Genomic DNA, 22,263 nt, shown 5'->3' on the forward strand with positions numbered 1-22,263 from the left:
AGGCTCCTCCGTCAAACGCCGGAGGAGCCGGTTTCCAGCTCCTCGTACGCCGCACGCAGCCGGTCGACCGCCTCGCGCCCCGCGGGCCGCAGCGGTTCGCGGACCGGGCCCGCGTCCACGAGGGCCTTCGCCGTCACCGTGCCCGGCAGGCCCGAGGCCATCATCAGTTCGGCCAGCGGGAGCGTGCGGCCGTTGAGGCGGGCGGCCTCGGCGGTGTCGCCCTTGTCGTATGCGTCGAGCACCGCGCGCAACGGGCGCGGTGCGACGTTCGCGACCGTGCTGACATAGCCCGCGGCGCCCACCGCGTACAGCGGCAGGTTCAGTTCCTCGCAGCCCGAGTAGTACGCCAGCGAGGTGCGGGTGATCACCTTGGCCGAGCCGAGCAGGTCGTACGCGCAGTCCTTGACGGCGACGATCCGCGGATGGCCCGCCAGGCGCAGCATCGTGTCCACCTCGATACGGGTGCCGGTGCGGCCGGGGATGTCGTACAGCATCACCGGAAGTCTCGTCGCGTCCGCGACCGTACGGAAGTGCGCCTCGATCGCGTCCTGCGGCGGGCGGCTGTAGTACGGGGTGACCACCAACAGGCCGTCCGCGCCCGCCTGTTCGGCCGCGCGTGCCAGCTCGACCGTGTGCCGCGTGGACGCGCTGCCGACGCCCGCCACGACGGACGCGGTGTCACCGACCGCCTCGCACACCGCGCGTACCAGCGCCGTCTTCTCGGCGTCGGTCGTGGTCGGGGACTCGCCGGTGGTGCCGTTCAGGACCAGTCCGTCGCAGCCCTCGGTCACCAGATGGACCGCGTGGCGGGCGGCCGCCTCCAGGTCCAGTTCGCCAGTGGCGGTGAAGGGCGTGATCATCGCGCAGAGCGCGCGGCCGAAAGGGCGTGAAAGGGTCATGTTCCGCAGTGTCGGCCCGAGGGACAGTGAAGGTCCACGTAGATCTGCTTGGGGTGAGGGGCAAGCAGAGCTGAAGAGTTGGCACTCGGCCGCCCTCAGCTGAACGGGCAGGCATGGCCCAGGCGTTCACCTCTGACATGATCGGGTTCCGGGCGAGGCAGACCGACATGGGGGGCATGTGCTGTGAGGCGTACCGGAGTGGCGACGGCGGTGGTGATGGCGGCTGTGGTGCTGGGCGGCTGTACGAGCGAGCAGGAGCCGCCGCGGGGCGCGGCGGACCCCAGCCGGACGTGGCCGGTGAAGGCCGGCTCGCTGTCCGCGTCCCCCTTCCCCCAGTACGGTGCGCTGCCAGGGACTCCGACGCCGGGTCCGACGCCCACGCCGACGGCGTGCCCCGCCTCCGGCGTGGTGATCACCATCGGTGAGGTGAACGCCGCGATGGGGCGCCGAGCAACCGTGATCACATTGAGGAACTGCGGGCGAAGTGCGTACCACGTCAACGGCTATCCGCAGGTCGGAGCCCTGGACAAGGACCGCGAACCGCTCAAGCTGAAGATCACCCACGGTGAGGCGGACGCGGGCAGGGTCCGGGGCCCCGAGCCGATCACGCTCGCGCCCGGGAAGAGTGCGGTGTCCGTGCTGAACTGGACGAACCGCGTCACCTCCTTCGACCCGCCGAAGCCAGGCGCGTATCTGGTGATCGCGCCGTCCGCGGACGAGGAGAAGCAGACGCTGCCCTTCACGCTCGACATGGGCACCGCGGCCGAACTGGACGTCACGGCCTGGGCTGTTGACCCCGGCCAGGGTTGATGGCTGACCGGCACACGCCCGCGCTGAGCTTCCGCGCGGGCGTGGGACCGGCCTACTGCCTACGGGCGGAAGCGCAGGACCTGCGGGTCGTGGTCGCTGTTCTGGTCCGCGAACTCGGCGTTGATGTGCACGCTGTCGTAACTGAAGTCGCCGATCGCCGGGCTGGTCAGGATCTGGTCCAGAACCTGGCTGTTGCCCTGGAAGACGTACGAGTAACGCTGCGAGCGGGGCAGGGACTTGACCGCCGGGTACAGCGCACCGCCGTCGGTCAGCGCCTTAGTCGTCGCCGAGAACTCGAAGTCGTTGATGTCGCCCAGGACCAGGACATCGGCGCGGCAGTCGGCCTTGATGATGTCCTTGACGAAGGCGTTCACGGCCTGAGCCTGCTGCAGGCGCTTGGTCTCGGAGGACCGGTTCGGCGGCTGGTGGTGCGAGGCCAGGCTCTCGTCGCCGCCCTTCGAGCCGAAGTGGTTGGCGATCACGAAGACCGGGCGGCCGCGGAAGGTGAACTCACCGGCCAGCGGCTTGCGGCTGTTCTCCCAGGCGGTGTTCGCCGGGTCGATCCTGCCGGGGGACAGCGTCAGGGCCGCGCGGCCCTTCTCCCCCTCGACGACGGCGGTCGCGGTCTTCGCGTCGCCGCCCGGACGGTCCGTGAAGGAGACCCGCTCGGGGTTGAAGAGGAAGACCTGGCGGATGTTTCCGCCGGGCTCGCCGCCGTCCTTGTTGTTCTCGGGGTCGATGCTGCGCCACTCGTACGCCGGGCCGCCGGCCGCCGTGATTGCCGCGGTGAACTTCTTCAGTGTCTCGCCCGCCGTGACGATGCCGGTGTTCTTGGCGCCGTTGTCGTCCTGGATCTCCTCCAGGGCGAGGATGTCGGGCGAGGCGAGGTTGTCGACCACGGCCGCCGCGAGCGCGTCGAACTTCTCCTGCGGGTCGCTCGTGTCGAGGTTCTCCACGTTGTACGTGGCGACCGCGAGCTCGCCGCGGCTCTGCTTGCGCGTCGACTCACGCTTCAGGCCCTGGTCGGTGACCGTGCCCAGCGTGCGCGCGGTGATGGTGTAGCCGCCGAACTGGTTGAAGTCCAGGGGGCCTTCGGTCGTGCCGGAGAGCACATCGCCGACGTTCGCCTTGGGGAAGGGCTTCTCGGCGAGCGGCGCCAGCTGCTGGATCTGGAGCCGGCCGGTGTTCTGCGAGGTGTACGAGCCGTAGAGCGTGCCGCCGCGGGGGGTGCGGTGCTCGGACGGCTTCACCGTCACCCACAGCTCGGCGTACGGGTCGGTGGCGCCGACGACGCGGGAGGTGCCGATGCGTACGTCGGTGCCCTCCAGGGACTCGTAGTAGTCCAGGGCGTACGTGTCGGGGTCGAGCGGGAGCGCATTGATGCTGTTGCCCGCGGCGGCGTCGCCGGTGGGGGCGTACGCCGAGGGCACCGACCGGGCGGAGACCATGACCGGCGCGGGCAGCGCGTTGCCGGAGGAGACCACGGTGACCGCGGGCTTGGCGATCTGGGTGAGCGACTGGTTGCCGGAGGACGTGCCGCCGGGGATGTACTCGCCGACCGTGCCGGAGACGAGCACGCTGTCGCCGACCGCGACGGTCGGGGCGGAGCCCGTGTAGACGAAGACGCCCTCGCTGGTGGCCGGGTTGTCGTCGGCCTGCGGGTCCTGGAACCAGAAGCCCTTGGAGCCGTAGGTCCGTACGCCCGTGACGATGCCGGGGACCTCGGTCACCTGCTGGCCGGCCAGCGGGGATATCCGGGTGGCGCCCTGGATGTCATGGATCCGGACCCCGGCGGCGGCGGATGCGGAGGCGGAGGCGCCTGCGAGCAGGCCGGCGGCCAGTGCCACGGAGACGACGGCCGCGACGGCGGCGGTTCTCGGTACGACGGAGGAAGGCATCAAAGGTTCTCCGGATGTGAGGGATGAGGGGTGGTGCCAAAGTTCTACGCGCGTCAATCTCTTTGTTGGGCGGGGGAGTTGTCAAGAGTCGACGGGTGTACGGAAGGGGACGGGGCGATGAACCCGGGTGCGGGCGGGGCGGCGTCGGGGCGCGATCGCCCTGCTGCTGGGCGGCTGTCCCGCGCGCAGTGTCCGGGCGCGGCGAAACCCGGTGAAATACGTCTACGCTGGGTGCCGCCCGGACCCCGTATGCCCGCGAGGAGAAGCACCAGATGCCCGAAGACCGCCCCACCCTCCCGCCGGTTCGGCTGCACTCGGAAGCTGAGCTGGCGCGGGACGCGCTGGCCACGCCGCTGCTGACCAGGGCCGTTCGGCTCGCCCGCTGGGCGGGGCCGGACACGCGGGTCGGCGCGGGCGGCGAACTCGTCGACGAGCAGTTGCCCGCGGCCGCCGAAGAGCTGGGCCTCGGGGCCGAGGGCGACGGCCCCGCGTATGCCAGTGAGGCGTGGCGGGCAGCCGTCGACACCGGGCTCGTCGAGGTCCAGGACCCCGCCGACGACGACGCCGAGCACGGCACGGTCACGGCCGGCGAGAATCTCGCGGTGATCACCTCGGGCGCGCCGCAGGACATCCTCGCGATCTGGCTGGACGCGCTGGAGGCCGTGCACGCCGATGCCATCGCGCCGCTCCTCGACGACCTGGCCGACGCGATCCGCGCGGACGGCGAGATCGACTACGAGGCGCTGGACTGGGACCCGGACGCGGAGGCCGAATTCCTCGACGGGGTCCTCGGGAACCTGTATCTGCTGACCGTCACGGAGCACGGCGCGGGGGACGAGCCGGTGCCGCTGCCCGCGCTCGCCGCGTCGATGATCGTGCCCGACGACATGGGCGAGCCGACCGACGACGTCCTGGAGCAGGTGTCGGTGGCGATGATGCGTCTGGACGACCAGTTCCGGCTGTTCGAGCCGGTCGGCCTGGTCGAATACCGGCCCGTGGACGAGGCGTTGATGGCGGAGGAGGGCGAGGAGCCCGCGCCGCCCGTGGACGACGAGGACGTCTCCCGGTACGGGCTGGTCAAGCTCACGCCGCTCGGGCTCTACGGCATCAGGGCGCGGATGCTGGAGGCGGGGATCGACGCGCCGGCGGTCGGTGAGCTGGCGGGCAAGGGCGCGGACGTGCTGCTCGACGGGCTCGCGCGCTACCCCGAACTGGCGGCACGGGCCGAGACGGAGCAGTGGCTCGCCCGGCGGGAGCCCGCCGACTCGGCGCGCGATCTGCTGGCGGCGGCACGGGGCGCGGACGCGGGCGCACCGCTGCGGCGCCTGCACTGCCAGCAGGCGCTGACCCTGGTCGGCCCGCAGGCCGAGCCGGCGGTCCGGGCGGTCCTCGACGACGTGGAACTGGGCGGCCTGGCCCGGGTCTGGCTGGCGGAACGCGGCGCTTCGGACGTGCCGGCGCCGCCGGAGTCGATGATCTTCTGGCTGGCCATCGACACGATCGCGGCGCAACTGGACGCGGCGGACGGGGACCTGGAGGAGCTCCAGGGCCTGGTCGAGGGCCTGGTGGGCCGGCACAGCGGCTTCTTCGACGCGGCGTGGCGGGTGGAGCACCCGGGGACGGCGGAGGTGCTGGAGGCGATGGGGAGGCTGCACCCGGACAAGCGGGTGGCGAAGGAGGCGCGCAAGGCGGCGTTCAAGGCGCGGTCGCGGTCGGGGGGTTGAGTTTCCCCCACCCCGCCCTCCCCCTACGGCCTGGCGGCCGTGGGAAGTACCCCCATCCCGTAACTGGGGGCAGGCCCCAGACCCCCCCCGGGGGGGAGGGGACAGGGGGCTGACGCCCCCAGGTCCCCGGGGGCGCGCACGCTTCGCGGCGCGATGGGGCAAGCCCCGAGCGCCGAGCCCCGAGGGCGTGCGCCGCGCGGTGGGGCTTCGCCCCGGACCCCCTGGGCGACCTTCGGCCGCATGTCCTCAAACGCCGGACGGCTCTGAGGCGCGGGGTCCGGGGCGGAGCCCCGGTTCAGAGCGTCAGCACTCGTAGCGGGTCGTGTGCTTGAACGACGACGTCGCGCCCTCGAAGCCGTACGTACCCCGGTACGCCGGCGGGTTCTGGTACTCGCCCACGATCGTGATCGTGTTCGCGCACGAGCCCTGGCCCGCCCGCTCCGCGTCCAGCCGGAGCTGGTCGCCGATCGTGCCGCCCGTGATGTTCCACGGGGCGCCGCAGATGCCGGAGGTGATCTGGCCGCCCGTCACCACATGCGGGTAGGTGTTCGGGTTGTACTTCAGCTCGATCGCGAACGTCACCTGGCCGTTGTGCAGTTCCAGCTTCGCCGTCGCCTGGAGCGCCTCCGCCGAGACCTCCAGCGGCCTGGCGAACGCCTCGTCGCGCGTCTTGACCTCCGCGCCCTGCGGGTTGAGATAGCGGTGCTCGGCGTGAGCCTGCGCGCCGCCCTTCTGCTTGCGTGCCTGCGTGGTCATCGTGCCCCCTCCCGTCAGGCCAGCTGCTCGGCGATTTCGACGCGCAGCAGCGCGCGGACGTTCTCGATGTGGTTCGCCACGGTCACGACCGACGAACCCGCGAACAGCAGACCGACCGCGACATTGTCGAAGGAGGTCACCAGCGAGCCGGAGTCGCCGCCCGCCGAGATGTTCGTCGTGAGGATCTGGTCCTTGAAGCGGGCCGTCCCCGCCGTGCCGTAGTTGACGTCGATCGTCGCGTCGACCGCCACGATCCGGCCGAAGCTGACGTTCGTCGTACGCCCGGTCTTCTTGACCAGGTCGCCGACCGCCACATTCGCCCTGCGCCGCCAGGCCCGCGGCGCCGCGCCGAAGTACTGTTCGCGCGTCGCGTCCTCGAACTCGACCTTGCCGAGCGCCGCGTCGACGACGTTGTTGTGCCGGTCCAGCGGGATCTGCGGTGCGAACTGGATGGTGATGAACCGGTCCAGCGTCGCGATCCGGTCCGCCGGGTCCTGACCTCCGTCGAACACACCGGGCTGCACGATCGGGCTGCCCAGCTGCGCGCGGTTGGAGTCGGCGAGCACGTGGTTGTTGCTGAGGATGTAGAACTTCCCCGGCACACCGAGCCCGGGCCCCGGCGGATCCGTCGTGGCCCCGGGCAGGAAGTCGTACACCACGCTGCCGAGCGTTCCGGCCGTCACCCGCACATTGCCCACCGAGATCCCGGAGGGCGCGGGCCGCAGCCGGCGCCGCAGGAGCTGGGGCTCGAGCGTGCCCATCTCACGGAGCTCTTCGAGCAGCGGCTGCGACAGCTGCGAGAGCTGGTCGGCGACACTGCCGTCGGGCCGGTACGCCGCCTCCGGCTCCACCCCGCGACGCGGCTGCTGCCGCTGCAGGCGCTGCGCGGAGACATGACCGACCGCGATCACATCGGTCGGCGTTCCGTCGTCCATCTGCCGTGGGACGACATCCCGTTCGGGCAGCATCGACTCCGGGACCTTCTGGGTCACGAAGACGAGCACGGCCTCTTGGCCCGTCGCGCGTCCGTCACTCCACTTCACGCCGTGGCCGAAGCCGACGACGTTGGCGAGCGGCGCCTGCGGTCGCAGGAAGTCGCTCATCGCCTGCTGCCGCGAGCTGTCACTGACCTGCCCGCCGGTCGGTCCTCGCATCATTTCGGGCTGGCTCGTCACGCCAGTCCACCTCTTCCCCTGGTCCGAAGGGGTTCCCTCAGCGCTCCTGGTCATGGGCGGTCACATCACCGATGGCGAGCACGCGCACCGGTACGCCCTCGAGCTGTGCGGGAACCACGTCTTCTGTCCGGAGCCGGTCACGGGGCACTTTGCGGGTGACGAAGACGACGATCACGTCCACGCCCGAGTGCTCGTCCCTCCCGGTGCCGACACCGGTCACGTTGGCCAGCCGCATGAGCCGGCTCTCATGGAGTTCGCGAGCCCGTTTCACGTCCATCCGTGATGGCTCGCCTCCCCCCGCAGGTGGTGCAGGTGTAGGGCAATGTCTATTGCCAGGGCCCTCGTGGGTCAAGGAGTACCGCACTAAATCATGGGTTTGGTTATGATCCGTTCCTGATGACCTTCTTTACGAAGATTATTCGGACGAGTCGTCAAGTACGCGCACACGAAGCCGAGTTGAGGTCGCCAGCCGTCCCGCGGGCATTCATGGACGGCGTGGACTCCCGATGTCGGCCGGAGTTAAATCGCCGTTCAGGCACGCGCGGAAGTGTGTGCCAGTCATCAGCCAGCCGGATGTGTTCCTTCAGGAGTACTCGATGCCGCTCACCCGCAGGGAATTCACCAAACAGTCCGCGCTCACCGGCGCCGGCGTCGCCCTCACCGGCGTCGTCGGCTCGCTCGCCACCGCGCCCGGCGCGCTCGCCGCGGAGGACACCGCCGAGAGCGCCGAGAGTGCCGGTCACGGCCACCACGAGCTCGGCTACGGGCCGCTGATCCCCGACCCGAAGAAGATCCTCGCGCTGCCCGCCGGATTCAGCTACGAGATCATCACGCACAGCGGCGTCACCAAGCTGGACTCGGGTGAGTTCACCCCCTCCAACCACGACGGCACGGCCACCTTCGACGGGCCGCGCGGGGTGACCCTCCTCGTCACCAACCACGAGCTCAAGGGCCCCCGCTCCGGCTGGAAGTACCCGGTCCCGCTCGCCGAGGGCCTGGTCTACGACCCGGCCGCGTCCGGCGGCTGCTCGGTCGTCGAGGTCCACCGCAGCGGCGAGGTCGCCCAGTGGGTCGGCATCGCGGGCACCTCCACCAACTGCGCCGGCGGCCGCACCCCGTGGGGCACCTGGCTCACCTGCGAGGAGACCGAGGACCTCGCCGGCAAGAACGGCATGACCAAGGACCACGGCTACGTCTTCGAGGTCGACCCCTACGACCGGCGCGTCAACCGTGACCCGAAGCCCGTCAAGGCCTTCGGACGGTACGCCCACGAGGCCGTCGTCATCGACCCCAAGCGCGGCCACGCCTATCTGACCGAGGACGCCTCCGGTCCGAACGGCCTGCTCTACCGCTGGGTCCCGCCGCACGGTTTCCAGCACGGCCGCGGACACCTCCGGCACCTCGCCGACGACGCCGGCGTACTCCAGGCGACCAAGTGCTACGACTCCGGCGGCCGTTTCGTCGACGACCTGTCCCGCGCCACTAAGATAGGAACGGTCTACGGCGTCGACTGGGTCGACGTGCCCGACCGCGACGGCCGCACGACCCCCGTACGCAAGCAGTTCGCGGACAAGGACATCACCCGCGCCCGCAAGCTCGAAGGCATGTGGTGGGGCGACGGCGGCGTGTACATCGTCTCCTCCTACGCCCGCGCTGAGAGCCCCGGCGCGGCGCACGACGGCCAGGTCTGGTTCTACGACCCCAAGCGCCGCACCCTCACCCTGAGGGTGCTGCTCGGCGTCAACGCCGACCCGTCCAAGGACGGCGCTTACGACGGCCCCGACAACATCACCGTCTCCCCGTACGGCGGTCTGGTCATCGCCGAGGACGGCGAGGGCGTCCAGCACCTGTTCGGCGCGACGGACCGCGGGCGCACCTACCCGATCGCCCGCAACGAACTCAACATCGGCACCGAGGAGGAGCCGGAGTTCAGCGAGTTCACCGGTGTCGTCTTCTCCTGCGACGGACGGACGCTCTACGCCAGCATCCAGACCCCGGGCATCATGCTCGCGATCACCGGGCCCTGGAAGCGCCACGCGCAGCGCGACTAGAAGCCGTCAGACGACGCGGTTGTACGCCCGTACCGTCTTCGCGGTGCGGGCGTACCAGCCCGCCGCGTCCGCGCTCAGCCCGAGGACGGCACGATCCGGCCAGACGCGCCGCGGCACACCGGCTGCGAGGGTGAGCGCCGCGCAGGACTCGCCGGTGGCGGCATAGACGGTCCCGCCCGAGACCGCCGGCGGGACCTGGGCGATGCCTGGCAGCTGCCGCCGCCAGCGCTCCTTGCCGGTGGCGAGCTCGACCGCCTGCAGGGTGTCCGCCGTCATCCAGTGCAGCAGCACACCGTCCGCCGTGACCGGGCCGCGCAGCCCGCCCGTGCGCGGCGGCCAGCCTGCCGCCAGGTCGAACGTCCGCTGCCGCCACAGCAGTTGCCCTGTCCTCGGACTGAAGCCGTGCACCACACCCGATGTGACCGCGAGGCCGTAGCCGCCCGCCTCACCCAGAGCCGTCGTGCCCGGCGTCAACGGCGTGCCGAGCGTGCCGAGCGCCGCGCGGTCACCGGTGCGGGCATCGACAAGGTGCAGCGCCCCCTGCTCGCCGAGCAGCGCGAAGCGGCCCACGGACGGCAGGGCGCAGGCGGCCGCCGCCCCCTCCGCGGAGCGGAGCTTGCGGTACGTCCACCGCTCCTTGCCGAGCGCGGCATCGACGCACCGGAACCCCTCCGACAGCGCGGGATCGATCAGCAGCGCGCTGCCCAGCACGGCGGGAGGCGGTGCCTCGGAGCCCTCCAGCGTCCAGCGCTCGGCGCCCGTACGCAGATCGAGTGCGCGCAGGTCCGGCTCGTCCGTCCGGTGTGGGTAGGCGGAGACCAGCGTGCCGCCCGCCACGGCGTACCAGAGCGGCGCCGGTGGCAGCTCGGCCGCCTTCCCGCGCACCGCGCCCGATGCCAGATCGACGGCCGGAAGACCCGCCTCGCCCGCCACCAGGGTCTCTCCCGCGACACCCCACATGCCCGGCGCACCGCCCCCGGACCGGCTCTCCCATCGCCGGGCGGCATCGGCGGGGGAGCAGGCGTGGACATAGCCCGAGCCGACGCCCGTCGAAGCGTGCACCAGTACGGTGCCCGGTCGTCCGGCGAGCAGCAGTGCGTCGAAGTCGCCGTCCTCGGCCGTGAGAGTCCAGCGCAGTGTCCCGGGTACCGCCGAGCCCGCCTTCACCGTGACGGAGGGGCGCTCACCGCCGCCGCCCCCGGTGGAGCCCCCGCCGCGCGCGATCGCTACGCCGAGCAGTCCGGCGACGCTGCCGCCTCCCGCCAGCAGCAGCCCGCGCCGGGTCAGGGTGCGACGCCGCTCGGCGCGCTCGGGCGACGGGGGGACCCGTACCGTGGCCGCCGTCATCGGTGCCGTCGGCAGGACGGCCGTACGCTCCCCGGGAACGTCGCCCCCTTCCGCGATCAGCTCCCGCAGCGGATCCTCACGCCACCACAGCGGCGCGGCCGGATCGGACAGCAGCCCGAGCACGGAGGACACCGACGGCCGCAGCTCCGGCTCCTTGCGCAGACAGGTCGCGATCAACTCCCGTACATCCAAAGGGACTTCGCGCAGCGTCGGCTCCTCGTGCACGGCACGGTAGAGCAGCACGGCCACCGTGCCGTCGCCGAACGGATTGCGCCCCGTGGCGGCGAACCCCAGCACCGCGCCCAGCGCGAAGACGTCCGCCGCCGCGGTCACCTCACTCTCGTCCGTGATCTGCTCGGGAGCGATGAAACCGGGCGTGCCGACGATGTCCCCGGCCGCGGTGATCCCGTGGTCGCTGATCGCCCGCGCGATTCCGAAGTCGATCACCCGCGGCCCGTCCGCCGTGAGAAGGACATTGGACGGCTTGAGATCCCGGTGCACCAGACCTGCCGCATGGATGCTGGTCAGCGCCTCGGCGAGCGCGGCACCCAGCGCCCGTACGACCGGTTCGCCGAGCGGACCGCCCGCCGCGACGGCCCGGCGCAGCGTCACCCCCGGCAGAAACGCGGTGGCGAGCCACGGCACCGGTGAATCGGGGTCCGCGTCCAGCACCGCCGCCGTGTGCGCGCCCGTCACCGCGCGGGCCGCGGCCGCCTCGCGCCGGAACCGTTCCCTGAAGTGCGAATCGTCGGCGAGGTGTTGATGGACGGTCTTCACGGCGACCAGGCGCCCGCCTGCCGTACGGCCCAGATACACCTGGCCCATCCCGCCCGCGCCGAGCCGGGCGAGCAGCGTGACGTTTCCCAGCCGCACGGGATCGCCGGGCAGCAGCGGACCGGTCATGACGCCTCCGGCAGCGCGAAGGCGTACAGCGTGCCGCCCGCCGACAGATGGATCAGCCCCGGCCCGGCTACGGCGGTGATGTCGTCGGTGCTGTCGAGCCCGGCCGCCCACACCAGCCTGCCCGTGAGCGCGTCCAGGGCATGCACGCCCCAGGCGTTGGCGGAGGAGGCCGTCTCCTGGCTGCCCGGCTCGGGGCCACGCACGTACACGAGAGAGCCGGCGACCAGAGGCGTCCTCTTCTCGCCCGAGAGCCCCTCCACATCGGTACGGCTCCAGCGGGTCTTCCCGGTACGCGCATCCAGCGCGCCGAACTCCGTCCGGGTCGCCGTGTGCACCACCCCGCGGGTCGCGAGCGGCGTGACGCCCGCCCGCTCGCCGAGAGCGCGCCGCCACAGGGTGCGGCCCGACTTCAGGTCGACCCCGCTGATGTCCTTCCCCACGGCGTAGTACCTGGTGCCGGCGGAGCCGCGATGGGCCTGCGGGCGCAGCGCGCCGCCCGGAATTCTGCTCTCCAGCGTGCCGTCCGCGGCCCGCAGGACGAACAATGGGTCCGCCTTGCGCAGTTCCAGCTCCCGGTCGCCGTCGTTCTGGGAGGTCGCGGACGCGGCCACCGCGATCCGGCCGCCCGCCTGGTCCACGCCCACCACCCCGGCGGCCGAACCTTCGTAGAACCAGAGGTCCTTCCCCGTACGGGAGTCGAAGCCGTACGCACGCCAGCGCTGTCCCCGGGCGGTGCGCTGCTCCCAGAGCGTGCTGTACGAGGCGTAGGTGATCAGGCAGGCGATGCCGTCGGAGACGGTGAGCGCGGCTTTGCTCCCGTCCGCCCTGCGGAGGTCGCCGAGGGTCGGTGCTCCGCGCGGGCGGCGGGGATTGAGCCACAGATCGGAGGTGACCCACTTCTCCCGGCCGGTTCCGGGATCCAGGGCGACGATCTCCTGGTCGAGCAGGTCGCCGGAGCGCAGCACATGGACAAGCCCTTCGGCGATCCGGGCATCGGTGATGTCGTCGGCCGTGTACGTCCAGCGGACGGCTCCGGTAGGTGCGTCGAGCCGGGTGAGCGCGGACGTGGCCCGCACATACAGCGCGTCGCCGTCCCGCAGCAGTGCGGCCGTGCCGACGGGGCGGGACCACAGCGCCCGGCCGTGCTGATAACTGACGGGCGGCGGGGAGGCTTTGGGTAATTTGTCGTCCTTGCCGAACGGGCTCAGCGCCACAACGGCGGCGGCCGCGGAGCCGCCGAGGAGAAGGGCGCCGCCCCAGCGCAGCAGCCGCCGCCGGGAGGGCGCGCTCTCGGACCGCTCAGTCCGTTCCTGTCCGCCCGCGGCGGATGGGGTCTCTTCGGTCTCCGCGCGCGCGACGAGCGCGGCCACGTCCTCCTCGCGGCGGCCGATCAGCGCGGCGATCCGGCCCCCCTCCCACCACGGCTCGTCTGCCGCCCGCCACACGCACCAGCCGAGTACGTCGCCGACTCCCGGCCGCCCGTCCGGCCCGGCGGCCAGCGCGCTGCCGAGGAAGTCCCGCCACCGCTCGTCCGGCACGCCGTCCAGATCGGGTGTGCCGTGCAGGGTCCGGTAGAGCACCTGATGCGCCGGACCGGTACCGAAGGGCGGACGGCCGCTCCCGGCGTACGCGAGGAGCGCCCCGAGCGCGAACACATCGGCCGCCGGCCCGGGTTCGGCCGCGCCCCTGATCAGCTCCGGCGCGACGAAACCTGGGGAGCCGACGAGCTGCCCCGCGCCGGTCAGCCTCTCCTCGGCGGTGGCCTTCGCGATGCCGAAGTCGAGGACCATGGGGCCGTCGCGGGTCACCACCACATTGGACGGCTTCAGATCGCGGTGGACGAGCCCCGCGGCGTGAATGGCGGCCAGCGCCTCGGCGAGCGCCGCCCCGAGCGTGGCCAGTTCGCCGGACCCGAGCGGCCCTTGCGCGGCAACCGCCTCGGTGAGCGTGAGACCCGAGCAGAACGCCGTCGCCAGCCAGGGCCGGGCAGCATCCGGATCGGCGTCCAGCACGGCCGCGGTGAACGAGCCGCCGACGGAACGCGCCGCCAGTACCTCCCGCCGGAAGCGCTCCCTGAACTCCGGCTCGGCGGCGAGGTGCTCATGCACGGCCTTGACGGCGACGAGCCGCCCGGACGGCGAGCGCGCGAGATGCACCTGGCCCATCCCGCCCTCACCGAGCAGCGCGACGAGCCGGTACCCGGCGAGCTGCTGCATGCGGTTGCCCCTCCCCCGTCCGATCACTGCGACGCCAGGCGCGCCGGTTCGGTTGCGGCCCGTAAAACCCTTGGCACAACCGGACGTTGCCCTCCTAGAGTGATCCATGTCCGAGGGGGAAGGCAGGGCCTTTCCAGGACATCACAAACTCATGCACCTCCCGGTGCGCAGGCTGCGGCTACTTCCTCTGACGAAATCACGCCGCCGCCACCTTTGATCTCGGGAGGCTCAGCATTCGGGATGCCCGGTGCGCAGGCAACGGTTACTTCTCGGACCGGGAGGATGCGGGTTCGAATCCCGCCCAGCCACGGTTGGTGGAGCAATCAGGAAGCTCGCCCGGCTACAGTCCGTCGCCGACCCCTGATCTCGGGCACCCCTTTTGCTGCGCTTCCCCCAAGAATTCGGGGGAATTCACATGGCACGCTTCAATACCCGCACCGCGAAGGCGGGAGCGACCTCGCCCGTGCGCTCGACCGGCCGCACCCTGCGTACCCACCAGGGCGGCACCGGCTCCGAGCGTGACGCACGCTCCGAGCTCTTTCTGCTCGCCGTCGCCAACTTCGTTTCGCAGCAGACCTTTTACGAGTCCGCCGGCAACCGCGACGACCGCTTCACCCGTCTTGTGCGCAAGCTCGCCGTCGAGGACCCCGCGTGGACCGCGGGACTGCTCGGCTGGCTGCGCGGCGAGGGCAATATGCGAACCGCCTCCATCGTCGGTGCCGCCGAATACGTCAAGGCGCGCCTCGACGCATCCGCGACCGCGGGTCCGACGAACCGTCAGGTCATCGATTCCGTACTGCGCCGCGCCGACGAGCCCGGCGAACTGCTCGGCTACTGGACCTCGCAGTACGGCCGCACTGTGCCCAAGCCCGTCAAGCGCGGCATCGCGGATGCCGTGACGCGCCTCTACAGCGGAAAGTCGCTGCTGAAGTACGACACCGCGTCCAAGGGCTATCGCTTCGGCGACATCCTCAATCTGGTCCACGCGTCGCCCGATCCCGCGAAGCCGTGGCAGGGCGCGCTGTTCCAGTACGCCCTCGACCGCCGGCACAACCCGGACAGCGCCGAGCCGCCCGCCTCGATCCGTACCCTCACCGCCCACCGGGCACTGATGGCCCTGCCGGCCGACGAGCGGCGCGCGGTGATCACCGCGCCCGGCGCCGCCGAGCGGCTCGCCGAGGCGGGGATGACCTGGGAGGCGCTGGCGGGCTGGCTGCAGGGGCCGATGGACGCGGCGGCCTGGGAGGCCGTCATCCCGTCAATGGGCGCGATGGCACTGCTGCGCAATCTGCGGAACTTCGACCAGGCCGGGGTCTCGGACACGGTCGCGGCGAAGATCGCCGCGCGGATCTCGGACCCCGAAGTCGTCGCGGAGTCGCGGCAGTTCCCGTTCCGCTATCTCGCGGCGTACCAGCACGCCCCGTCGCTGCGCTGGGCGTACGCACTGGAGAAGGCGCTCGGCCACTCGCTGGCCAATGTGCCCGCGCTGCCCGGCCGGTCGCTGATCCTGGTCGACCGCTCGGGTTCCATGTGGTCGCGTCTTTCGGACCGCTCCGAGCTCAACCGGGCGGACGCCGCCGCGGTGTTCGGCGCGGCGGTGGCAATGCGGGCGCAAAGCGCGGACCTCGTCGAGTTCGGCACGGGCAGCGCGCGGGTGAAGTACCGCTCGGGCGAGTCCGTACTGAAGGTCCTCGGGCGCTTCGGCGAGCTCGGCGGCACCAACACCACCGAAGCCGTCCGCAAGCACTACAAGAACCACGACCGGGTGCTGATCGTCACCGACGAGCAGGCGGCGTACAGCTACTACGGCGACCCGACCGAGCAGGTCCCGGCGCACATCCCGGTCTACACCTGGAACCTGGCCGGGTACCGCGCGGGCCACGCGCCCTCGGGCAAGCAGAACCGGCACACCTTCGGTGGCCTCACGGACTCCGCTTTCGGCATTGTTTCCTTGATCGAGAACGGTAAGTCAATGCATTGGCCATGGATTTCCTGAGCGTTTCCCAGCGAGGTAGCTTGCACCTATGGCTACCAAGTTGTTTGCCGTTGCCGGGTGTTCGGGAGGGCGGAAGAGCAGGGGCTTTGCGCGAAGCACTATCGACGGTTGCGTTTGTATGGTGCCCCTCTCGGCGAGAAGCCCAAGCGCGCCCCCAGATCCTGCGAGATCGAAGGGTGCCAGAGACCCTTCAGGGCGCGCGGAATGTGTGGCACTCACTATCTGCGGTGGCAGCGTTACGGTTCGCCCGACGTGACCATGTTCGAGTGGACGCCGAGAGGCACGCCTTGCCGCCACGAGACGTGCGCCCGTCCCCGCTACGGGGGCGGTCGCGGGTACTGCCACATGCACTACAACCGTCTGCGCCGCGGCAAGAATGGCATTGACGGCTACGAGGCGCGGGGCACGTTACAGAACGGCTACCGAATTCTCTGGCGTGACGGAAAGCGCGTGGCGGAGCACCGCTTGGTGATGGAGCAGATTCTCGGACGCCCGCTGCTCCCGCGAATCGAGAGCGTGCATCACAAGAACGGGATCCGCGACGACAATCGGCCGGAGAACCTGGAGCTGTGGACCACGGTGCAGCCCAGCGGTAAGCGGGTCGGCGACCTGCTGGCGTTCGCGCGAGAAATCCTTGACCGCTACGGGGACACTCCTGAGGGGGCCATGTAGTGGCGCTCAGGGGCGCCGGTCATCGACGAACGCGGGAGCGAGAATATCGACCACGTCGTACGAGCAATATCCGCTGCCGTGCGGGCACTCGCCCGTGCACCGGCTCGACCGGCTGTCCCGCCACTCGGCGGCGCCGGAGATCTGCACCACGCGCGAGGACTGCAGTTCCGGCATCGCCTTCGGCGGCAAACGAGGCCTGCAAGCTGGAGTACGTCGTCGCCCACGCCATGGCCAGGGGCTGCGACCCCGCTGGAGTCCATCGCGCACCCGCCAGGTGCGGTAGCCGCCCGCGTCGGGCTCGGCTGTGTGCGACATCCGCCTCGTGCGCGAAGGATTCGGGATGGGGGTCAAGGAGAGCCGGGAGCGCGCGCTCCGCGAGGTCAAGGGGGCGGCAGGCCGTACGCGATCCCGGCCGGGCCTCCGACCATCCGTTGCGCGATCTCGGCTTCGCGAACCCGGCCGGCTGCCGAGTGTGTTCTTCGACACCGTGGTGGTGTGCTCGGTGGCCGGCAGCACGAAGGCCGGACGGTCGCGGATTTCGGGGCTCTCGAACACCGCCTCACTCATCGGAGTGGAGCGCGCACTGAGAGACACGGACCGCGAGCCGGAGCCTGAACGACCTGGTCAAACGCGGGGAAATCGGCGCCGGATCGAGGGTGTTTCCTCCCCGTTCCGGCGGCCGGCCGGCGCCCAACGCCGACAGCGCGCCGTTCCGACGTGGCGTCGCGGGCCCCCGAGGGCCCATACTCCAGGTAATGACAAAGTCAGCCGGATCCCGCCGCTATTTGCCCTCCAGTCCCTTCAACAAACCGGCCGCGGCCGCCCCGCCGATTGAGCAGTACGAAGTGGGCGACCGGGTCTCGCACGACCAGTTCGGGCTCGGAAGAGTCATCGCAGTCGAAGGAGACAACGCCGCTGTGCTTGTCGACTTCTCGGGGCGCCAGGGAAGAATCCTGAGCCCATACTCCAAGCTGGCCAAACTCTGAAGACCGTGGCCGCCGGGCCCGCCATCACCTGAGAATCGGTGGCGGACCCGGCGGTGGCGGTTGCAAGGGGCTCTGTCAGTCACAGCGCCTGGGCGGCGGGCTTGACCATGCCCCGCACCGTGCGGGACTTCACGAAGTCGCCGATCGCGGTCATCTCCCACTCTCCGGAGAACTGCTTGATCAGCTTGGCCATCATCACGCCGGTCTGCGGCTCCGCGCCCGTCAGATCGAAGCGGACCAGCTCCTCGCCCGACGCCGCGTCGATCAGCCGGCAGTAGGCCTTGGCGACCTCGGTGAACTTCTGTCCCGAGAAGGAATTGACGGTGAAGACCAGACCCGTCGCATCGGCCGGGAGACGGCCCAGATCCACGACGATCACCTCGTCGTCACCCGCACCCTCGCCCGTCAGATTGTCGCCGGAGTGCTTGATCGCGCCGTTCAGGATCGACAGCTTGCCGAAGTAGCAGCTGTCGATGTGGTTGCGGTTCGGGCCGTAGGCGATGACGGAGGCGTCGAGGTCGATGTCCTTGCCGCGGAAGGCGGGCTCCCAGCCGAGGCCCATCTTGACCTGTGAGAGCAGCGGGCGGCCGCCCTTGACCAGCGAGACCGTCTGGTTCTTCTGCAGGCTGACCCGGCCCTTGTCCAGGTTGATCTTCCCGGCGCCGGGGGCCGGAGCCGCGGGGGGAGCGGCCGGCGGGGGCGGCACGGGCGCGCTGAGACGCGGATCGACAGCCGGGGCGGCTGCGACCGGTGCCGGGGCGACGGGAGTGGGGGCTGAGGGGGCGGCCGCGGGCTCCTCGTCGACGGAGACGCCGAAGTCCGTGGCGATGCCCGCCAGCCCGTTCGCATAGCCCTGGCCGACCGCACGGGCCTTCCAGACGCCGTTGCGCCGATAGATCTCCACGACGACCAGCGCGGTCTCGGGGCCGAGCTGCGGCGGGGTGAAGGTGGCCAGCGCGCTGCCGTCGTCGGCATTGCGGAGGGTGGCGGTGGGCTCGATGCCCTGGAAGGTCTGGCCGGCGGCGTCGGGGCTCGCCGTGACGACGATCTTCTCGATGCCGGGCGGGACGGCGGAGGTGTCCACCACGATCGCGTCGGGGGCGGTGCCCCCGCCGGAGCGGTAGCTGACGCCGGGGCCCGCCGGCTGGTTGTAGAAGATGAAGTCGTCGTCGGAGCGCACCTTGCCGTCGGCGGTGAGCAGCAGGCCCGATACGTCGAGCCGCACCGGGGCGGCGACGTCCACCGCCACGCGGGGGGCGGAGAGAGGGATGTTCGAGCCGGGGGTCATAGCTGTCATGCCAGATGTAACGAGCGAGGGCGCTTTACCGTTCCCTTACCTTTGGTCCGACTCTCGATTCATCTCCCGCGCTATCGGTTGCGCGGGTGGTTGCGGGCCGTCCGCTCGTTGCCGAACTTGTACGCGCCGGTCCAGCGGGCCATGACCAACTGGGGGTCTCCCGAGCCCACCTCGGCCAGGAACTTCTCGGCGCGAGTGCCGCGCAGCGTCCCGGCCGCGCGGCCGCGGTGGGTGATGACAACGCTGCCGTCGCCGTGCTGCGCGTAACTGAATCCGAAGGGCTTGGCCATGCCCGACATCCTGGCCGGGGCACGGACGTTCGGCACGCGAATTTTCTGCCGGCGTGTTTTCTTCCCCGCGTGGGTGCCCGGCGCGACCGGTCAGTAGGGCCACCGGGGCGGGTTGGTGGTGAAGTGGCCGCCCAGATACGCGTGGTCCGGATTGTCCGGGTCGAGTTCGCCCTGTTCGGCGACGAGCTTCTCGGCGTACTGCTCCGAGTCGTCCTGCGGCTCGTAGCCCAGCGAGCGCGCCGTCGACAGCTCCCACCACAGGCGGGTGTTGGCGGACGAGCCGTAGACGACGGTGTGGCCGACGTTCTCGGCGGTGAGCGCCGCGTGGAAGAGGCGGGCGCAGTCGCCGGGACTCAGCCAGACCGACAGCATCCGCACCGACGTGGGCTCCATGAAGCAGGAGCCGATGCGGACGGAGACGGTCTGGACGCTGTGCAGGTCCCAGTACAGCTGGGCCAGGTCCTCGCCGAAGCACTTCGACAGACCGTAGAAGGTGTCCGGGCGGCGCGGGGTGTCGACGGGGATCAGGGGGTCGTCCCCCTGGGGACGCGGGGTGAAGCCGACCGCGTGGTTGCTGGAGGCGAAGACGATGCGCTCCACGCCCTCTTCGCGGGCTGCCTCGTAGAGGTTGTACGTCCCTTCGATGTTGGCGCGGAGGATCTTCTCGAACGGGGCTTCCAGGGAAATTCCGGCGAGGTGGATGATCGCGTCGACGCCCCGCACCGCCTTGCGCAGCGCCTCCTTGTCGGCGAGGTCCGCGGTGATCGCGTCCGGCACGCCCTCTATGGAGGTGGCGTCGAAGAGCCGGAGCTCGTAGCCGTACGCGGGCAATAGCCCCCGCATCAGCGTGCCGAGGCCGCCGGCGGCGCCGGTGAGCAGGACGGTGCGGGGAGGGGGCATGGATGGTTCTCCTCGAAACGCTCAGGTCCATAGATGACATTCACATGTATGGACACGCTAGGGAGTGGTCCGAACACCGTCAAGTGTGGCGCGGACGGGTCGACTCCGCCTCTGAGTTGCGGCTTTCTGTCTTGACCCGCCCTCCGCGGCTGCCTTAGCGTGAACGCGTTCAGGAATATGGACGTCGATCAGAATTGTGCACGGGTTGCAGGCTCGGTGCACGGCCCAGGGAGCGCCCGTGACCTCAGCCCCGCTCGCCGCCCGGCTCACCCGGGTCCAAGGACCGCTGTTCTTCCCCGTCACCGCGTACCGACCGGACGGCGCCCTGGACCTCGATGCCTTCCGCACCCATGTCAGACGCGGCATCGACGCCGGTGCGGCCGCGGTCTTCGCGTGCTGCGGCACGGGCGAGTTCCACGCCCTGACCCCCGAGGAGTTCGGCGCGTGCGTCGCCGCGGCCGTCGCCGAGACCGCGGGCGAGGTGCCGGTCGTCGCCGGCGCGGGCTACGGCACCGCGCTCGCCGTCCGGTTCGCGGAGATCGCCGAAGCCGCGGGCGCGGACGGACTGCTCGCGATGCCGCCCTATCTCGTCGTCGCCGACCAGCCAGGACTGCTGCGGCACTACACGGCGCTCGCCGAAGCAACCTCCCTCGACGTCATCGTCTACCAGCGGGACAACGCCGTCTTCACCCCCGAGGCCGTCGTCGAACTCGCCCGGGCCGACGGCATCATCGGCCTCAAGGACGGCCACGGCGACCTCGACCTGATACAGCGCATCGTCGGCGCCGTCCGCCGCGACCTGCCCGACGAGGACTTCCTCTACTTCAACGGGCTGCCCACCGCCGAACTCACCGGCCTCGCCTACCGCGGCATCGGCATCACCCTGTACTCCTCGGCCGTCTTCGCCTTCGCGCCAGACATCGCCCTCGCCTTCTACCGCGCGCTGATCACCGGTGACGACAAGACCGTCAACCGGCTGCTCGACGGCTTCTACGGGCCACTGGTCGAACTGCGCAATCTCGGCCGCGGCTATGCCGTCTCCCTCGTCAAGGCGGGCGTACGGCTCGAAGGGCTGGACGTCGGCGAAGTACGGCCGCCGCTGAGCGAACCCCGCCCCGAGCACATCACCGCCCTCGCCGACCTCATCGAGCGGGGCCGCGCCCTGCTGGAGGACGGCGCGTGAAGACCGCCGCCTTCCTCTACCCCTGGGACGTCGTCGGCGACCCCGACGCCGCGGCCCGCGTCGCCGACCTCGGCGTCCAGCAAGTCACCCTCGCCGCCGCCTACCACTCCACCCGCGCCCTGACCCCGCGCCACCCCCGGCACCGGATCGTCACCGCGCAGCACGCCGCCGTGCTCTACGAGCCGGACGAGGAGCGCTGGGCGGGCCGCGAGCTGCGCCCGTACGCCGCGGGGGACTGGGCGCTCGGTGACGTGTACGGGGAAGCCGCAGCGGCCCTCGCGGAAGCCGGGCTCGAGGTCCACACCTGGGTGATCCTCGCCCACAACTCCCGCCTGGGCGCCGACCATCCGGACACCTCCGTCGTCAACGCCTACGGCGACCGCTACCCCTGGGCGCCGTGCATCGCCCAGCCCGCTGTCCGTGCCCTCCTCATCGACCTCGCGGCCGAGGCGGCGACCCGGCCGGGTGCCCGTGGCACCGAGCTGGAGTCCTGCGGCTGGTACGGCCTCGCGCATCTGCACGCCCACGACAAGACCGCGGGCGTCGCCCTCGGTGACGCGGCGCAGTATCTGATGTCCCTGTGCTTCTGCGGTTCTTGCCGGGACGGTTACGCAGAGGAGGGCCTGGAGCCGGAGCTGCTGGCCGCGGCCGTACGCAACGCACTCGAGCCCGCCTGGGCGGGTGCGGCGCCGGCCGACGCCCGGATCGAGAAGCTGCTCGGCCACGAACCGGCCGCGGCGACACTGGAATTCAGGGCGCGGACGGCACGCGCGCTCCAGGAGGCCGCCATCACCGCGGTGCGGGCGGCGGCCCCCGACGGCTTCCAGGTCCTGCTGCACGCCGACCCGGTCGCCCACCACTGCGGCGCCAACGCGGGCGTCGACCCGGCGCACATCCTGTCCGTCGCGGACGGAGTGGTCGTGCCGTGCACGGGCGAGCCTGCCCGGGTCGCGCCCTTCGCGGAACAGGAGGCGCCCGGGGCGGTGCTCGCGGCGAACCTCACGGTGGTGAGCGGGATGGGCGGCAGCCCGGGGACGCTGGGGGAGGACGCGGCGCGGGCGGCGGCTCTGGGGGCGAATGAACTGCGGCTGTACCACGCGGGGTTGGCGTCGGACGCGGACCTGGCGGCGATGGGGGAGGCGCTGTCGCGGCTGGGCTGA

At 71.2% G+C, this 22,263-nt stretch carries 18 protein-coding genes; 8 read left to right on the forward strand and 10 right to left on the reverse strand.

Annotated features, from left to right (window positions below; translation table 11 throughout):
- Positions 1-11: 11 nt before the first annotated feature.
- Complete coding sequence (dapA, locus tag OOK40_RS07950) at positions 12-899, reverse strand: 4-hydroxy-tetrahydrodipicolinate synthase (RefSeq protein WP_266477664.1); 888 nt, start codon at positions 897-899, stop codon at positions 12-14.
- A 183-nt stretch (positions 900-1,082) separates the two neighbouring features.
- Between dapA and OOK40_RS07955 the strand changes: the two genes are divergently transcribed.
- Entirely contained in the window at positions 1,083-1,709 is a 627-nt protein-coding gene (locus tag OOK40_RS07955) for a DUF4232 domain-containing protein (protein WP_266477666.1), read from the forward strand.
- 59 nt (positions 1,710-1,768) lie between these two features.
- Here OOK40_RS07955 and OOK40_RS07960 read toward each other — a convergent pair whose 3' ends face one another.
- Positions 1,769-3,607 carry an endonuclease/exonuclease/phosphatase family protein gene (locus tag OOK40_RS07960; RefSeq protein WP_266477668.1) on the reverse strand — a complete coding sequence of 613 codons (1,839 nt, stop codon included), beginning with the start codon at positions 3,605-3,607 and terminating at the stop codon, positions 1,769-1,771.
- A gap of 272 nt (positions 3,608-3,879) precedes the next feature.
- Here OOK40_RS07960 and OOK40_RS07965 point away from each other — a divergent pair, with 272 nt between their 5' ends.
- Positions 3,880-5,331 carry a hypothetical protein gene (locus tag OOK40_RS07965; protein ID WP_266477669.1) on the forward strand — a complete coding sequence of 484 codons (1,452 nt, stop codon included), beginning with the start codon at positions 3,880-3,882 and terminating at the stop codon, positions 5,329-5,331.
- A 303-nt stretch (positions 5,332-5,634) separates the two neighbouring features.
- Here OOK40_RS07965 and OOK40_RS07970 read toward each other — a convergent pair whose 3' ends face one another.
- From OOK40_RS07970 to OOK40_RS07980, 3 genes are read right to left on the reverse strand one after another with little or no spacing between them, the layout of a single operon-like run.
- Positions 5,635-6,087, reverse strand: a complete 453-nt coding sequence (locus tag OOK40_RS07970) for a hypothetical protein (protein WP_266477670.1) — start codon at positions 6,085-6,087, stop codon at positions 5,635-5,637.
- A 14-nt stretch (positions 6,088-6,101) separates the two neighbouring features.
- Positions 6,102-7,262: a hypothetical protein gene (locus tag OOK40_RS07975; RefSeq protein ID WP_266477672.1), complete on the reverse strand. Its 1,161-nt coding sequence runs from the start codon at positions 7,260-7,262 to the stop codon at positions 6,102-6,104.
- 37 nt (positions 7,263-7,299) lie between these two features.
- The gene (locus OOK40_RS07980) at positions 7,300-7,539 is read right to left on the reverse strand and encodes a hypothetical protein (RefSeq protein WP_266477674.1); all 240 of its coding nucleotides are present in this window, start codon (positions 7,537-7,539) and stop codon (positions 7,300-7,302) included.
- 319 nt (positions 7,540-7,858) lie between these two features.
- On the opposite strand from OOK40_RS07980, the gene OOK40_RS07985 reads away from it, so the two are divergent.
- A complete protein-coding gene (locus tag OOK40_RS07985) occupies positions 7,859-9,313 on the forward strand; it encodes an alkaline phosphatase PhoX (RefSeq protein ID WP_266477676.1) in 1,455 nt (484 codons plus the stop codon).
- A 6-nt stretch (positions 9,314-9,319) separates the two neighbouring features.
- On the opposite strand, the gene OOK40_RS07990 is transcribed toward OOK40_RS07985, so the two are convergent.
- Both OOK40_RS07990 and OOK40_RS07995 read right to left on the reverse strand, forming a co-directional pair.
- Positions 9,320-11,563, reverse strand: a complete 2,244-nt coding sequence (locus tag OOK40_RS07990; RefSeq protein WP_266477678.1) for a protein kinase — start codon at positions 11,561-11,563, stop codon at positions 9,320-9,322.
- Positions 11,560-13,779, reverse strand: a complete 2,220-nt coding sequence (locus OOK40_RS07995; protein WP_266477680.1) for a PQQ-binding-like beta-propeller repeat protein — start codon at positions 13,777-13,779, stop codon at positions 11,560-11,562. The genes OOK40_RS07990 and OOK40_RS07995 overlap by 4 nt, the downstream gene beginning before the upstream one ends.
- A 415-nt stretch (positions 13,780-14,194) precedes the next feature.
- Here OOK40_RS07995 and OOK40_RS08000 point away from each other — a divergent pair, with 415 nt between their 5' ends.
- The 3 genes from OOK40_RS08000 (at position 14,195) to OOK40_RS08010 (ending at position 17,433) form a co-directional block, all read left to right on the forward strand.
- On the forward strand, positions 14,195-15,775 hold the full coding sequence (locus OOK40_RS08000; RefSeq protein WP_266477681.1) for a TROVE domain-containing protein: 1,581 nt from the start codon (positions 14,195-14,197) through the stop codon (positions 15,773-15,775).
- Between the two features lie 345 nt (positions 15,776-16,120).
- Entirely contained in the window at positions 16,121-16,447 is a 327-nt protein-coding gene (locus tag OOK40_RS08005) for an HNH endonuclease (protein WP_266477682.1), read from the forward strand.
- A gap of 755 nt (positions 16,448-17,202) precedes the next feature.
- Complete coding sequence (locus OOK40_RS08010; protein ID WP_215093417.1) at positions 17,203-17,433, forward strand: hypothetical protein; 231 nt, start codon at positions 17,203-17,205, stop codon at positions 17,431-17,433.
- 79 nt (positions 17,434-17,512) lie between these two features.
- Here the strand turns inward: OOK40_RS08010 and OOK40_RS08015 are convergent, their stop codons facing one another.
- From OOK40_RS08015 to OOK40_RS08025, 3 genes are all read right to left on the reverse strand, one after another.
- Positions 17,513-18,730 carry a TerD family protein gene (locus OOK40_RS08015; RefSeq protein ID WP_266477684.1) on the reverse strand — a complete coding sequence of 406 codons (1,218 nt, stop codon included), beginning with the start codon at positions 18,728-18,730 and terminating at the stop codon, positions 17,513-17,515.
- Between the two features lie 71 nt (positions 18,731-18,801).
- Positions 18,802-19,020: a hypothetical protein gene (locus tag OOK40_RS08020; RefSeq protein WP_266477685.1), complete on the reverse strand. Its 219-nt coding sequence runs from the start codon at positions 19,018-19,020 to the stop codon at positions 18,802-18,804.
- Positions 19,021-19,110: 90 nt separating this feature from the next.
- On the reverse strand, positions 19,111-19,920 hold the full coding sequence (locus tag OOK40_RS08025; protein ID WP_266477686.1) for an NAD(P)-dependent oxidoreductase: 810 nt from the start codon (positions 19,918-19,920) through the stop codon (positions 19,111-19,113).
- 238 nt (positions 19,921-20,158) lie between these two features.
- Between OOK40_RS08025 and OOK40_RS08030 the strand changes: the two genes are divergently transcribed.
- Both OOK40_RS08030 and OOK40_RS08035 read left to right on the forward strand, forming a co-directional pair.
- Positions 20,159-21,103, forward strand: a complete 945-nt coding sequence (locus OOK40_RS08030; RefSeq protein WP_266477688.1) for a 5-dehydro-4-deoxyglucarate dehydratase — start codon at positions 20,159-20,161, stop codon at positions 21,101-21,103.
- A complete protein-coding gene (locus OOK40_RS08035) occupies positions 21,100-22,263 on the forward strand; it encodes a hypothetical protein (RefSeq protein WP_266477690.1) in 1,164 nt (387 codons plus the stop codon). The genes OOK40_RS08030 and OOK40_RS08035 overlap by 4 nt, the downstream gene beginning before the upstream one ends.

Source organism: Streptomyces sp. NBC_01481 (assembly GCF_026339995.1).
Classification (GTDB): Bacteria; Actinomycetota; Actinomycetes; order Streptomycetales; family Streptomycetaceae; genus Streptomyces.

Bases quoted from the DNA above. Each gene is read 5' to 3' on its own strand.
- dapA (WP_266477664.1), bottom strand. From the start codon at position 899: ATGACCCTTTCACGCCCTTTCGGCCGCGCGCTCTGCGCGATGATCACG.
- OOK40_RS07960 (WP_266477668.1), bottom strand. From the start codon at position 3,607: ATGCCTTCCTCCGTCGTACCGAGAACCGCCGCCGTCGCGGCCGTCGTC.
- OOK40_RS07965 (WP_266477669.1), top strand. From the start codon at position 3,880: ATGCCCGAAGACCGCCCCACCCTCCCGCCGGTTCGGCTGCACTCGGAA.
- OOK40_RS07970 (WP_266477670.1), bottom strand. From the start codon at position 6,087: ATGACCACGCAGGCACGCAAGCAGAAGGGCGGCGCGCAGGCTCACGCC.
- OOK40_RS07980 (WP_266477674.1), bottom strand. From the start codon at position 7,539: ATGGACGTGAAACGGGCTCGCGAACTCCATGAGAGCCGGCTCATGCGG.
- OOK40_RS07985 (WP_266477676.1), top strand. From the start codon at position 7,859: ATGCCGCTCACCCGCAGGGAATTCACCAAACAGTCCGCGCTCACCGGC.
- OOK40_RS07990 (WP_266477678.1), bottom strand. From the start codon at position 11,563: ATGACCGGTCCGCTGCTGCCCGGCGATCCCGTGCGGCTGGGAAACGTC.
- OOK40_RS07995 (WP_266477680.1), bottom strand. From the start codon at position 13,779: ATGCAGCAGCTCGCCGGGTACCGGCTCGTCGCGCTGCTCGGTGAGGGC.
- OOK40_RS08000 (WP_266477681.1), top strand. From the start codon at position 14,195: ATGGCACGCTTCAATACCCGCACCGCGAAGGCGGGAGCGACCTCGCCC.
- OOK40_RS08005 (WP_266477682.1), top strand. From the start codon at position 16,121: ATGCACTACAACCGTCTGCGCCGCGGCAAGAATGGCATTGACGGCTAC.
- OOK40_RS08010 (WP_215093417.1), top strand. From the start codon at position 17,203: ATGACAAAGTCAGCCGGATCCCGCCGCTATTTGCCCTCCAGTCCCTTC.
- OOK40_RS08015 (WP_266477684.1), bottom strand. From the start codon at position 18,730: ATGACAGCTATGACCCCCGGCTCGAACATCCCTCTCTCCGCCCCCCGC.
- OOK40_RS08020 (WP_266477685.1), bottom strand. From the start codon at position 19,020: ATGGCCAAGCCCTTCGGATTCAGTTACGCGCAGCACGGCGACGGCAGC.
- OOK40_RS08025 (WP_266477686.1), bottom strand. From the start codon at position 19,920: ATGCCCCCTCCCCGCACCGTCCTGCTCACCGGCGCCGCCGGCGGCCTC.